Origin of the sequence: Paenochrobactrum glaciei (genome assembly GCF_039522165.1) — a bacterium.
Lineage (GTDB): Bacteria > Pseudomonadota > Alphaproteobacteria > Rhizobiales > Rhizobiaceae > Paenochrobactrum > Paenochrobactrum glaciei.
Genome location: NZ_BAAADE010000002.1, coordinates 124,275 through 136,257, shown reverse-complemented (window position 1 = coordinate 136,257; position 11,983 = coordinate 124,275). Strand labels below are relative to the sequence as shown.

14 protein-coding genes are annotated in these 11,983 nt (G+C 49.8%); 9 read left to right on the top strand and 5 right to left on the bottom strand.

Going from position 1 to position 11,983, the window contains the following annotated elements:
• The first annotated feature begins 180 nt into the window (after positions 1-180).
• Positions 181-678 (top strand): BA14K family protein, encoded by a 498-nt coding sequence (locus ABDZ76_RS06950; protein ID WP_343803541.1) that lies wholly within the window; start codon positions 181-183, stop codon positions 676-678.
• 52 nt (positions 679-730) lie between these two features.
• On the opposite strand, the gene ABDZ76_RS06945 is transcribed toward ABDZ76_RS06950, so the two are convergent.
• Positions 731-1,372 carry an MBL fold metallo-hydrolase gene (locus ABDZ76_RS06945; protein ID WP_343803538.1) on the bottom strand — a complete coding sequence of 214 codons (642 nt, stop codon included), beginning with the start codon at positions 1,370-1,372 and terminating at the stop codon, positions 731-733.
• 287 nt (positions 1,373-1,659) lie between these two features.
• Positions 1,660-1,941: a hypothetical protein gene (locus ABDZ76_RS06940; RefSeq protein WP_343803534.1), complete on the bottom strand. Its 282-nt coding sequence runs from the start codon at positions 1,939-1,941 to the stop codon at positions 1,660-1,662.
• A 323-nt stretch (positions 1,942-2,264) separates the two neighbouring features.
• Here ABDZ76_RS06940 and ABDZ76_RS06935 point away from each other — a divergent pair, with 323 nt between their 5' ends.
• The 3 genes from ABDZ76_RS06935 (at position 2,265) to ABDZ76_RS06925 (ending at position 4,970) form a co-directional block, all read left to right on the top strand.
• Positions 2,265-2,819, top strand: coding sequence for a MarR family winged helix-turn-helix transcriptional regulator (locus ABDZ76_RS06935; RefSeq protein ID WP_343803531.1), 555 nt, complete (start codon positions 2,265-2,267; stop codon positions 2,817-2,819).
• Between the two features lie 36 nt (positions 2,820-2,855).
• Positions 2,856-3,560 carry a response regulator gene (locus tag ABDZ76_RS06930; RefSeq protein WP_343803528.1) on the top strand — a complete coding sequence of 235 codons (705 nt, stop codon included), beginning with the start codon at positions 2,856-2,858 and terminating at the stop codon, positions 3,558-3,560.
• 69 nt (positions 3,561-3,629) lie between these two features.
• Positions 3,630-4,970: an ATP-binding protein gene (locus tag ABDZ76_RS06925; RefSeq protein WP_184219272.1), complete on the top strand. Its 1,341-nt coding sequence runs from the start codon at positions 3,630-3,632 to the stop codon at positions 4,968-4,970.
• 72 nt (positions 4,971-5,042) lie between these two features.
• On the opposite strand, the gene ABDZ76_RS06920 is transcribed toward ABDZ76_RS06925, so the two are convergent.
• From ABDZ76_RS06920 to ABDZ76_RS06910, 3 genes are all read right to left on the bottom strand, one after another.
• Positions 5,043-5,402: a tRNA-binding protein gene (locus ABDZ76_RS06920; protein ID WP_343803524.1), complete on the bottom strand. Its 360-nt coding sequence runs from the start codon at positions 5,400-5,402 to the stop codon at positions 5,043-5,045.
• Between the two features lie 57 nt (positions 5,403-5,459).
• Positions 5,460-5,960 carry a type III secretion system chaperone family protein gene (locus ABDZ76_RS06915; protein WP_184219647.1) on the bottom strand — a complete coding sequence of 167 codons (501 nt, stop codon included), beginning with the start codon at positions 5,958-5,960 and terminating at the stop codon, positions 5,460-5,462.
• 514 nt (positions 5,961-6,474) lie between these two features.
• Complete coding sequence (locus tag ABDZ76_RS06910) at positions 6,475-6,741, bottom strand: accessory factor UbiK family protein (RefSeq protein ID WP_184219278.1); 267 nt, start codon at positions 6,739-6,741, stop codon at positions 6,475-6,477.
• Positions 6,742-6,975: 234 nt separating this feature from the next.
• On the opposite strand from ABDZ76_RS06910, the gene lgt reads away from it, so the two are divergent.
• The 5 genes from lgt to ABDZ76_RS06885 all read left to right on the top strand — a co-directional run bounded on the left by lgt (position 6,976) and on the right by ABDZ76_RS06885 (position 11,703).
• Entirely contained in the window at positions 6,976-7,827 is an 852-nt protein-coding gene (lgt, locus tag ABDZ76_RS06905; protein WP_343803519.1) for a prolipoprotein diacylglyceryl transferase, read from the top strand.
• A gap of 16 nt (positions 7,828-7,843) precedes the next feature.
• Positions 7,844-8,950: a class I SAM-dependent methyltransferase gene (locus ABDZ76_RS06900; protein WP_343803517.1), complete on the top strand. Its 1,107-nt coding sequence runs from the start codon at positions 7,844-7,846 to the stop codon at positions 8,948-8,950.
• Between the two features lie 83 nt (positions 8,951-9,033).
• Entirely contained in the window at positions 9,034-9,837 is an 804-nt protein-coding gene (gene pgeF, locus ABDZ76_RS06895; protein WP_343803514.1) for a peptidoglycan editing factor PgeF, read from the top strand.
• A 3-nt stretch (positions 9,838-9,840) separates the two neighbouring features.
• On the top strand, positions 9,841-10,992 hold the full coding sequence (locus ABDZ76_RS06890; protein ID WP_343803511.1) for a M24 family metallopeptidase: 1,152 nt from the start codon (positions 9,841-9,843) through the stop codon (positions 10,990-10,992).
• Positions 10,993-11,076: 84 nt separating this feature from the next.
• Positions 11,077-11,703: a hypothetical protein gene (locus ABDZ76_RS06885; RefSeq protein ID WP_343803508.1), complete on the top strand. Its 627-nt coding sequence runs from the start codon at positions 11,077-11,079 to the stop codon at positions 11,701-11,703.
• The last annotated feature ends 280 nt before the right edge of the window (positions 11,704-11,983 follow it).

The window sequence follows — 11,983 nt, the reverse complement described above, 5'->3', positions numbered from 1 at the left end:
GCCCATCTGCTGATCGGCGGGCGAAACATTTTTTGCACAAAGTTCAGCGTTTAAACTTCGTTCAGCTTCCATTCATGCAGCATTGTTTATCAATGCATCATGAGCTGCAAATGCAGTGACCGAATTCAGTCCCTCCCGCCTGAATTCACAAGATGAGTTCGCTCCCAAAGGAGAAGCAGAATGAACAGATTTTTGAAGACCGCAATTTTGGGTTTGGCCGCAGCCGCAGCCGTAGCTGCGCCGATCAGCACTGCATCCGCCGATTCATGGCGTGGCCATGGCGGCTGGAACAATGGCCGTCACGGTGGTTGGCACGGCGGTCGCAATGACTGGAACAGACCACGTCCGAACCATGATCGTCCGCGCAAACGCGACAGAAGCGATGCGATTGCCGCCGGTGTGATTGGCTTGGCCGCAGGTGCAATCATTGCCGGTGCGCTGTCGCAGCCAAGCACCCCAACCTATGCGCCAGCCCCACAGCCCCGTGTTTATTATCCGCCGCAGCCAGCTTACAACACCTATCCGCCAGCACCAGCGAGCGTGAAATATCGCGGTGGTGCTCAGCCTTGGTCGCAAGCTTGGTATAATTACTGCTCGCAGAAGTTCCGCTCTTTTAACCCGAAAACCGGTACTTATCGCGGTTATGACGGCGCCGACCACTTCTGCGTCGCCAATTAATAAAAAAGCCCCCGAACATCACTGTTCGGGGGCTTTTTATTGTCTATTTCAATCACACAAGAAATGGATTGCCGCGGCGCTCATCACCAAAACGGCTGCCGGGGCCATGGCCGCACAAGAAGCCGACTTCATCGCCAAGCGGCAATAATTTATCTTTAATTGAGCTGATCAAGGCATCATGATCACCACCCGGCAGATCGGTGCGCCCGACTGAACCATTGAACAATACGTCGCCCACCAGCGCAAAAGATGCAGCTTTATTATAGAAAACAACATGACCCGGCGAGTGCCCCGGACAATGGAACACCTCAAAATCATGACCGGAAAACGAGACATGTTCACCTTCGTTCAGCCATTGATCTGAAGCAAGATTGCGCATTTTATCCGGCAGATTATAACGTGCAGCAGAGCTTTCCACACTGGCCATCAGCTCTTTATCATCAATATGCGGGCCAATAATATTGACATTCAGCGCTTCTTTCAGATCAAGCGCTCCACCGACATGATCCAAATGACCATGGGTCAGCCAAATGGCTTCCACATCCACATTATGGGCTTTTACAGCTTCTAAGATACGATCAGCATTACCACCCGGATCAATCACGACCCCTTTTTTGGTTTCACTGTCAAACAGCAAAGTACAGTTTTGCTGAAATGCCGTTACCGGTATGATAATCGCCTGTAGCTGCCCCACAACGCACTCCGTTTATTAAAAAGACTGATCATCAAATATGCAGCCGCATGCATACAAACAAGGCTTAAAAGCGCCGTGTGCCAGATTTGGTACACAAAGGTCGCTCTAACACGTTAAGATTAGAGCATAATTTAACCTTGAACTGATCTAAATGTAAGGAATTATGCTCTAACCGCATAGAACGATGATTATAATAAAAAACCGATCAGTTTCATGACCGGTTCCCTGTCGTTCTTACCAAAACAAAATATAAGGCAGCCGAAATTTCAGGACTGCCTTATAATTATTTAAGCTTTATTGGCGGCTGCGTTTTTGATCATGCCGATGATCGCCGTCAGAACGATACCACCGATACCACCGCCAGCCAGCTGGCCGATCGCGCCATTCAGCAAGGAATCAAGGCTGCCATTATTCAAAAGCGGCAGCAATTGCCCCAAAATAACACCACCGATACCACCAGCAACAGTATTGCCGGTTGTTCCGAGGCTCAAATTCTTAACAGCTCCGGCAATATTGCCGCCAACTGCACCAGAGATCAATTGTAAAACTATAGGCAGAAGAGCTTCCATAACCTATCCTTCCCATCAAGGTTGCGCGTGAGATTAAAGAATCCAGCTATTTGATGATCATCAGAAAGCCAATAATGTCAAATAAATTGCGATTCATTTACTCATAAAAATAGAATTGACCACAGTCTTTGCATAGAAATACATGGATTAAAGCGCAATATCACTTTATAAAAATGCATAATCAATAATCAGGTAACGTAATAATAAAGCTGCATGCATAACGTTTTGACCATTCACAGGAATAGCTGCGCCTTAGCGGCCTGCGTCATTGAAATCGGTTGCGCATACTGACATATTCATAACCATATGACCGGAGCTATGATGTGAATTCTGAAAATATAACTGCCTCAGTTGAGACCCCGCTTTCTGCACGCGAGGCAGATAATCTCGATATTATCGAACTCTTGTTCTTCTCTTATCGTGATTTTACCGCTGATCCGGATTTAATCCTTGAAAAAATCGGCTTTGGCCGTGCGCATCACCGTGTGCTCTACTTTATCAATCGTAAGCCCGGCATGACGGTTGCGGAACTTTTAGACCTGTTGCGCATTACCAAACAAAGCCTGTCACGCGTGCTCAAGCAGCTGATCGATACCGGTCATGTGCTGCAAATCACTGCCGCGCACGACAGGCGCCACAGAAAATTATATCCAACCGAGGCTGGCCGCACCCTGACATTGTCGCTGGCAACGCCGCAGTCGCACCGCATTGCCAATGCTCTCGACAATTGCTCTGAAGAAGAACGCCATATTATTGAGCGTTTTCTTTATAAAATGGTCAATCCTGATCGCCGGATCCAGATCGACAGTTTTGATCCGGCAGATTATGGTAGTGCAACAGAACGTCCTTTTATAAAAACCAGCCTTCCATCATCTTAATGCCTTTGACTAACACCTTAGAAAACGGAGTGCGCTATGCTCGTTGAAGATCAACTTATCTCAGATGATGCACCGCACCTGCTGGTTGTTGATGACGATACACGCATCCGCAGCCTGCTTTCACAATTTCTCACCACCAGCGGCTTTCGCGTCACCATTGCAGCAAGTGCTGCCGAAGCACGGCGCAAGCTGGAAGGCATTGATTTCGACCTGCTCATCCTTGATGTGATGATGCCGGGTGAAACGGGCGTATCGCTGACGCGCTCTTTGCGCGAGAAAAAGACCGTTCCTATTTTGATGCTCACTGCCCTGTCGGAAACCGACAGCCGCATTGATGGCCTGGAAGCCGGTGCAGATGATTATCTGCCAAAGCCTTTTGACCCGCGCGAATTGCTGTTGCGCATCAATAATATTCTGCGTCGCGGTGCCCCTGCTCCGCAGCCGAAAATCGAACAGATTGTTTTTGGCCCTTACACATTCTTCATTCCGCGCCGCGAATTGAAAAAGGGCAGCGAAGTTATCAAGCTCACTGACCGTGAACGCGATATTATGGCCATCTTTGCCGAGCGCGCCGGTGATACCGTCCCGCGTCACGAATTGACCGGCGCGGAAGGAGAAGTGGGCGAACGCACCATCGATGTGCAGATCAACCGTTTGCGCCGTAAAATCGAGCAGGATCCGGCCAACCCGATTTGGCTGCAAACAGTGCGCGGCATTGGTTACAAGCTGAGTATTGAATAGAAACCGGTTTCACAATTTAAAAGATCAGAACGAAAAGGGACAAAATTTGGCGACTGAGGATCTCAGACCATGACACACCCTTGGACGGCTCTGAAATACTGGTTCAGCACATGGATTCCGAAAGGTCTCTATGCGCGCTCGCTGATTATTATCATCGCGCCGATGGTGCTTTTGCAGTCAGTGGTGGCTTTCGTCTTTATGGAACGCCACTGGCAAATGGTGACTGAGCGCCTTTCAACGGCTGTGGTGCGCGATATTTCCGCTATCATTGATCTCTTGGAAACCTATCCGCAAGAAGCCGATTATGAAAATGTCATTCGCATTGCGCAGCAACGCTTAGCACTCAATATTTCCATTCTGCCACCTGATCCGCTGCCAGCTCCCAGCCCCAAGCCGTTCTTTTCTATTCTTGATTATTTCTTGAGCGAGGAAATCACCCGCCAGATCAATCGCCCGTTCTGGATTGATACGGTCGGCGATTCCGATCTCGTTGAAATCCGCGTTAAACTTGAAAACAATGTGCTGCGTGTTTTTGCCAGACGTTCACAGGCCTATGCCTCCAATACCGGCATTTTCCTGACATGGATGGTCGGCACCGCACTTGTGTTGCTGACAATTGCGATTTTCTTCCTGCGTAATCAGATCAAGCCGATCCAGCAATTGGCGGATGCTGCCGAAAGTTTTGGTAAGGGGCGTGCAATGCCGGAAGGCTTCAAGCCGCAAGGCGCCGAGGAAGTGCGCAAAGCCGGTATTGCCTTTATCCAGATGCGTGAGCGTATTGAGCGCCAGATTGAGCAGCGCACCGCAATGCTGAGCGGGGTCAGCCATGATCTGCGCACGATCCTGACCCGCTTTAAATTGCAGCTGGCACTGGCTGGAAATTCTCTTGATACAGAACCGCTCAATCAGGACATCACCGATATGCAGACCATGCTGGAAGGCTATCTGGCCTTTGCGCGTGGAGAAGGCTCAGAAGAAACCTCTGTGCTTGATCTGCAAATCCTGTTCGACCGGCTGAAACATGACAGCACCTTGCGCGGTAAGGATTTAACCGCATCCATTGACGGCTCACCCGATGTGAATGTCCGCCCGAATGATTTCTCCAGATTAGTCTCCAATCTTGTTTCCAATGCGCTGCGCTATGCCGATAAGGTTGATCTGCATGCACGCCATCAGGATGGTTTTCTGGAAATCACCGTGGATGATAACGGCTCCGGTATTCCGGAAGAAAGCCGCGAAGATGTGTTTAAGCCATTTGTGCGTCTTGATGCAGCGCGCAATCAGGATGCGGGCGGAACTGGCCTTGGCCTTGCCATTGCACGCGACATTGCGCGCAGCCACGGCGGCGACATTACGTTGCATGACAGTCCGCTTGGCGGCTTGCGTGCAGTCATTCAAATTCCGGCATAATAAGCGCCATAAAAAAACCGACTTAAGCACAGGCTTAAATCGGCTTTTTTTCAGATGATCGGTTCGGCCAAATTAATACAATCTGCCGCCGTTCGGAATGGTTTTATCTGTTGTCACCAGCACCACATCACCCGCTTCATCCGGCATGCCAAGTGTCAGCACTTCAGACATAAACGGACCAATTTGGCGCGGCGGAAAGTTCACCACTGCCATTACCTGCTTACCCAGCAGATCTTCCGGCTGGTAATGTTTGGTAATCTGTGCCGAGGTTTTCTTCACACCAATATCGGCACCAAAATCAATTTTCAGTTTGATGGCAGGTTTGCGCGCTTCCGGAAAAGGCTGTGCTTCAATAATGGTACCGGCACGAATATCGACCTTTTCAAAGTCAGCCCAACTAATCGTATCGGCAATCACGCTTGTTTCACTCATATCTGCATCAATCCTGTTCTTTTATCAGTTGAACTGTTGCGCTCAGACTTGAAAAAATCAAGCCTGACCAACAGTTTCAAACAATACACTCTCCATCGCTTCACGCGCTGTAACGCCAGACCAGACAACAAACTGGAAGGCCTGAAAATAGGTTTCGCATGCTTCAATCGCGCTGGAAAGCAGCACCTCAACCTGACGGCTGGTTGGCTCTGCACCACCGGCCAGCAACAATGACTGACGATACATAATCGCCCCCTCCTGTCGCCACAGATCAAAATGCCCCATTAAAAGCTGTTCATTGATCAATGATAACAGGCGCAGCACCTCGTTCACACGCGGTTCTGCCACTTTAATATCAAAGGCGCAGGCCAGATGCAGCGCCTCATAATCTTCCATCCATGAAAAAGAAATATGATAGTCCGTCCAGCTTCCCGCGACAGAAATAGCAATTTCATCGTCTCCGGTGCGCTCAAAAGACCATTCATTTGAATTCGCGACATGCTCGATCACATCAACGGGATGTAATTCACGTGCGAATTCAAGCTCCACAAGGCTCATATCTGTTTCCTGTCCTGCACGCATAAGCGCATTTGTAGTCCGGCGAACATGACGCTCACCTGGTTCGCTCTGTTTGCAGCGCAAAACACTCGCGCAAACAAAGAAACCGGATTGATAGGCTGAACCATAAACCACCAGTCAGGTGATCTACCGTTCAAGGGCACACGCACATACGCAACGATACTGGCCAAGGATATTGGCTTACTGACTCGGAAAGCAGTCTGAAAAACGCCCAGACCTACATATAGCCCCACAAGTAGCCCCCACCACTTGAACTCCATGACCCTGATTTCGAATCATGTAGTGTTTTCAGTCTATTGATGCAGACTCTGAGCGCTAGTCCCTTTTATAAAAACAGGCGCGAAAGGATGTGGAAACATGAAAACGGGCGCTGTCGCGCCCGTCGTTAAAGGATTCAATCACAAGGGATTTTCGCTCTTTTGCCCTGTTGATAAATTTCTTGTTAAAAACTTTCTATACAGGTCTAAAAAGCGGCGATCAGCAGAAATTCTGCTTAAGAATCAGACTCTAGCTTGGTTAACCGTGCTTCGAGTGCTTCGATTTTCTGCAACAGAGCTGCATTTTCAGCCCGTGCCTTGATCGCCAGATCACGCACAATCTCAAACTCTTCACGCTGTACCACATCCAGCGCATTGAGGACGCGTTCGCCCTGCGAGCGCAATGCGGTTTCAACTTCGCCGCGTACACCCTGTGCAGCACCAGCCGCATCGGTCACGAGTTTGGCCAGTTCATCCAGAATTCTGTTCGATCCGCTGGTCATGACTATCATCCTTGTCATTTGCACAAAGGGCATCGCGCCCGTTTGATTTCAGTAATTGCTGACTTATTTTCAGATTTAAGACCCGCAAGCGTCCTATGCAAGCACGAGAATTAAAATCTGCTACTGGAAAAACCCATTCAAGATCGTTTATATAGCGGAACGCGTGACTTAAATATCCGTTATTTAGTCCGAATTTATTGATAGCAAGGCTTGCACGATTTCCGGAGAATATAAATGTCGACCCCACTCCTGCCCTTCTCGGCCCTTGCTTTTCCCGATATTGATCCGGTGATTTTCTCGGTCGGCCCGCTTGCCATCCACTGGTATGGCTTAGGCTATATTATCGGCATTTTATTTGCATGGTGGTACGGCAAAAAGCTTTTGCAAAACCATCGTCTCTGGGCGCATAACCAGGCACCGATGCAGCCGATCATGCTTGATGATTTTGTCGTCTGGGCAGCGCTCGGTGTCGTCATCGGTGGGCGCCTCGGCTATGTGCTGTTTTATAATTTCAGCTTCTATATTTCCAATCCGATTGCCATTCCCGCAGTCTGGGACGGCGGTATGTCCTTCCATGGCGGTATTCTCGGCACCACCATTGCAATGATCCTTTTCGCACGCTCACGCAAAATTGCTGTCTGGAGTATGTTTGATGTGATTGCTGCCGGTGTGCCGATTGGCCTTGGCGTTGTGCGTATCGCAAATTTTATTAATTCCGAGCTCTGGGGACGTGTCAGCGATGTGCCTTGGGCATTTTACTTCCCTAATGGCGGAGAGCTGCCGCGCCATCCAAGCCAGCTTTATGAAGCAGCACTTGAAGGCTTTGTGCTTTTCATCATCCTCGCCATTCTCGTCTGGGGTTTCAAAAAGCTCAAAAAACCGGGCTTTATCGCTGGCGCATTTGTCACTGGCTATGGCGTCTCGCGCATCATCGTCGAGTTCTTCCGTGAACCGGATGCCCAGCTTGGCTATCTGGCTGGCGACTGGCTCACCATGGGCATGATTTTGTCAGTACCGATGGTCTTGCTCGGCCTTTGGGCGATGATCCGTGCGCAAATAGCAGCCCCCGAAGCTGCCCGACCTTAAATTTAAGACAAGCACCATGTCCTCATCCAGTCTCGCACAGCGCCTCAAGCGCCGCATTGAAGCCCAAGGCCCGATCACGGTCAGCGAATATATGCTGGCCTGCCTTGGTGACCGTGAAGCTGGTTATTACATGGTGCAGGAGCCTTTCGGCGCGAAAGGTGATTTTATCACAGCACCTGAAGTCAGCCAGATGTTTGGCGAGCTGATTGGCGTCTGGTGTGTGTCGCAATGGCTGGCCATGGGCAAACCAGCCGCTTTTACCCTTTGTGAAATGGGACCCGGTCGCGGCACATTGATGAAAGACTTGCTGCGCACGGCACAACAATTAAGCCCTGCATTCATTGCCGCCGCCCATATTAGCATGGTGGAAACCAGCCCGCGCTTAACCGACATTCAGCGCCAGACTTTAGCACCTTTTAAGCTGCCGGTTACATGGACAGACGATTTCCAAAAGCTAGAAAAACAACCGCTTATTATGGTTGCCAACGAGCTTTTCGATGCTTTGCCGATGCGCCAATATGTGAAAAAACAAGGACGATTTCACGAGCGTGTCATCGCATTAGATGAAAATGGCGCTTTTATTTTTACCGCCAGCAATCACTCAGTTGATGCGACTGTTCTGCCATCAGATCACCAGTCAGCGCCAGAAGGTGCAATCTTTGAAGTCGCACCGGCGCGTGACGGTCTGATGCAACAAATCAGCGAACATATTGCGCAATTTGAAGGCAGCGCCTTGCTGATTGATTACGGCCACCTCACCCAAGGCTATGGCGATACGCTGCAAGCGATGCTCAAACACAATTTTGATGATGTTTTTGCCAATCCCGGTGCGGCAGACATCACCAGCCATGTGGATTTTTTCGCACTTAAAAATATAGCATCACAAGTCGGACTAAACAGTGCCACACAAACGCAAGGCGAGTTTTTATTAAATATGGGTTTGCTTGACCGCGCCGGACAATTAGGCCGCGGCAAATCATTAGCTGAACAACAACAATTGCAAGCTGATGTCGAACGACTGGCCGCTCCCGATCAAATGGGAAATCTCTTTAAAGTCCTGAGTGTCAGCTCTGCTTGCATTGCTCCTTTGCCTTATGACATGCCATCTTCAGCTGTCAGTTAATGCGCTGTCATTAGCCATTCTTTGCATTGACAAGCGTGCAATGCTCCACAACAATCGCGTTTTTTTGACGAAAGCTTTTTAAAATGCCAACCGACGTTACAAAGCCGCAACCACTGCGTTCAACGCAACTTGAAAAACCAGATGCCTCATCCGGCAGCACAATCGTGCATGGTTTTTTTAATCGTGTCGGCGGCATATCCGAAGGCATTTATGCAGGGCTTAATGTCGGCACCGGCTCCAATGACAATCAGGATCATGTGTCGGAAAACCGCCGTTTGGTGGCAGAGTTTTTAGGCGTAAAGCCTGAAAATCTCACCACTGTGCATCAGGTACATTCACCCAATGTGGTGAAGGTCACTGAGCCCCTCAGCTCACCAAAACCGCAAGCGGATGCAATGGTCACCAATGTTCCCGGCATTGCGCTTGGCGCGCTCACAGCTGATTGCGGCCCTGTGCTTTTTGCCGATCATCAGGCGGGCATTATTGGTGCAGCACATGCCGGTTGGCGCGGCGCATTAGGTGGCGTTTTAGAAAACACCATCACGGCCATGATTGAACTGGGTGCCACCCGCGAAAATATCGTCGCTGTTCTCGGCCCCACCATCGGCCCTGAAAATTATGAAGTCGGCGCAGAATTTTATCAGCAGTTTTTGCGCGAAAACAATGACTTTGCCCAATATTTCGCGCCTTCTGTGAAACCAGAGCATTATATGTTCAATCTCTGGCGCTTTATCACCGACCGCTTGGAAAAAGCCGGTGTACAGGCAACAGCACTGGAACAATGCACTTATGCGGATGAGACAAGGTTCTTTTCCTACCGCCGCACAACACATCGAGCAGAGCCGGATTACGGCCGCCAGATCGCAGCTATTGCGATAAGGGAGTAAGAGATGGCACTTCATTTCGAACCGGAAGAATACGCCGCACGACGCGATCGTCTGAAACTGAAAATGGACGAAGAAAAGCTTGATGCCATTCTGCTCTTTGCGCAGGAAAGCATGTATTGGCTGACCGGCTATGACAGTTTCGGCTTTGGCTTTTTCCAATGTCTGATTGTAAAATCCGACGGTTCGATGGTGCTTTTAACCCGCGCCGCTGATTTGCGTCAGGCACGCCATACATCCAATATCGATAATATCATCCAGTGGACAGACCGTGACAATGCCAATCCGGCGGTGGATCTGCGCAATTTGTTAAGCGAATTGGATTTGCTCGGCAGCCGCATCGGCATTGAATATCAAACCCACGGGCTTACCGGTTCCAATGCACGCAAGCTTGACGACCAGTTGCAAAGCTTTGCTAAAATCATTGATGCCTCATCCTTTGTTGATCAGCTGCGTTTGCTAAAAAGTCCGGCGGAAATCGGCTTTATCAAAAAAGCTGCCGAATTGAGCGATGAGGTGCTGGATAAAGCGCTGGAACTTATTCAGGCCGGAGCCAGCGAAGCTGACATTCTCGCCGCCATGATCAGTGCCAATATTGCCGCTAACGGCGATTTTCCGGCCAATGACTATATTATCGGCTCCGGCAAAGATGCGCTGCTGTGCCGTTATAAAGCGGGTCGGCGCAAATTAAACAAAAACGATCAGCTGACTTTGGAATGGTCCGGGGTGTACCGCCATTACCATGCGCCGATGATGCGCACCGTGCTGACCGGCAAACCATCCAAGCGCCATTTGGAGCTTTATGAAGCCGCCAGCGAAGCCTTGGCTGTTGTTGAAAAATCGCTCAATGCCACATCCAGTTTCGGTGATGTGTTTGAGTCTTACGCAAAAGTGATGGAAGCGCATGATCTGACGCGCCATCGCATGAATGTTTGCGGCTATTCGGTGGGGGCGCGTTTTGCTCCGACATGGATGGAACCGCAAATGTTTAATGCAGGCAATCCCGAACGCATCCAGCCGGATATGACCCTTTGTGCCAATATCATCATCATGGATTCCGACACCGAAACCGCAATGACTTTGGGGCAGACCTATTTGACGACCAATGCAGAGGCAGTGTCGCTCACCCGCCACTCCACCGAGCTGATTGTTAAATGAACAAAGATATGATTATTTATTAACGCGTGTTTCATGCGGCAGCTCAAATGGAAGCAGTCGCATTTCAGGAGCATAAAGCCGGACATGAATAAATATCAGTTTTGGAGTGTTCTCCTTTTCGGTGCTGTTTTGACTGGCTGTAACAACACGCAGTCTGCACTGGATATTGGCAATAATAATGTGGTGACCAGTGCGCCGACAACGCCTGTCAGCGCCAGCACATTGCCCGCTCCGGCGGGAAGCACATCCGTGACAACTGCCGGCAATGCAAACAACACAGGCGGCACAGCCACCGCAACCGCCACGCAAAATGCAGCTGTTACGGCCGCACGTCCGGCTGCAACGGCACAAAGCCTTTATATTGCTCCGATCATCGGCGCGCCGCTTAATGTGGTCACACCACTGACCCAGCGCCTCAACCAAACGGCGCAGGCGCGCGGCATCACGCTGACTGGCAATGAAAACAGTCCCTCTTCCCATGTCATGAAAGGCTATTTTTCAGCCCTTGCCGATAACGGGCAAACGACAGTGCTTTATGTCTGGGATGTGCTCGATCCGGCGGGTAACCGCCTGCACCGCATTCAGGGCGAGCAAAAAGTGCAAGGTACAACCGCTGATTCCTGGGGTGCTGTGACACCAAATGCGATGGAAGCCATCGCCGATCAGACGATTCAGCAATATCAAAACTGGAAAAACAGCTCCAGATCATGATAAAAATATTGTAGCAAAATCTGTTTTTGTGACAAAAAAGACGAAATTGCCTGTTTTTTAGCAAAATAACCCACAGAGCCTGTGGGAAACTGACTTTATATCACAATATTAACAGAGTGTGACCAATCGACCCTTTGCAATTTCTACGAGTCTTTGTAAAAGGCCGCTAATCCGAGATATCGCATCAAACCGCCGCAGACCCTGAAACTTATGAATTTGGGACGTTTGCAGCATTGCTATATCTGCGGGGTGTTTGGAATCCGCGCATGAGCGTAACCGG

Bases quoted from the DNA above. Each gene is read 5' to 3' on its own strand.
- ABDZ76_RS06885 (WP_343803508.1), top strand. From the start codon at position 11,077: ATGAATAAATATCAGTTTTGGAGTGTTCTCCTTTTCGGTGCTGTTTTG.
- ABDZ76_RS06925 (WP_184219272.1), top strand. From the start codon at position 3,630: ATGACACACCCTTGGACGGCTCTGAAATACTGGTTCAGCACATGGATT.
- lgt (WP_343803519.1), top strand. From the start codon at position 6,976: ATGTCGACCCCACTCCTGCCCTTCTCGGCCCTTGCTTTTCCCGATATT.
- ABDZ76_RS06950 (WP_343803541.1), top strand. From the start codon at position 181: ATGAACAGATTTTTGAAGACCGCAATTTTGGGTTTGGCCGCAGCCGCA.
- ABDZ76_RS06920 (WP_343803524.1), bottom strand. From the start codon at position 5,402: ATGAGTGAAACAAGCGTGATTGCCGATACGATTAGTTGGGCTGACTTT.
- pgeF (WP_343803514.1), top strand. From the start codon at position 9,034: ATGCCAACCGACGTTACAAAGCCGCAACCACTGCGTTCAACGCAACTT.
- ABDZ76_RS06930 (WP_343803528.1), top strand. From the start codon at position 2,856: ATGCTCGTTGAAGATCAACTTATCTCAGATGATGCACCGCACCTGCTG.
- ABDZ76_RS06890 (WP_343803511.1), top strand. From the start codon at position 9,841: ATGGCACTTCATTTCGAACCGGAAGAATACGCCGCACGACGCGATCGT.
- ABDZ76_RS06940 (WP_343803534.1), bottom strand. From the start codon at position 1,941: ATGGAAGCTCTTCTGCCTATAGTTTTACAATTGATCTCTGGTGCAGTT.
- ABDZ76_RS06910 (WP_184219278.1), bottom strand. From the start codon at position 6,741: ATGACCAGCGGATCGAACAGAATTCTGGATGAACTGGCCAAACTCGTG.
- ABDZ76_RS06900 (WP_343803517.1), top strand. From the start codon at position 7,844: ATGTCCTCATCCAGTCTCGCACAGCGCCTCAAGCGCCGCATTGAAGCC.
- ABDZ76_RS06915 (WP_184219647.1), bottom strand. From the start codon at position 5,960: ATGAGCCTTGTGGAGCTTGAATTCGCACGTGAATTACATCCCGTTGAT.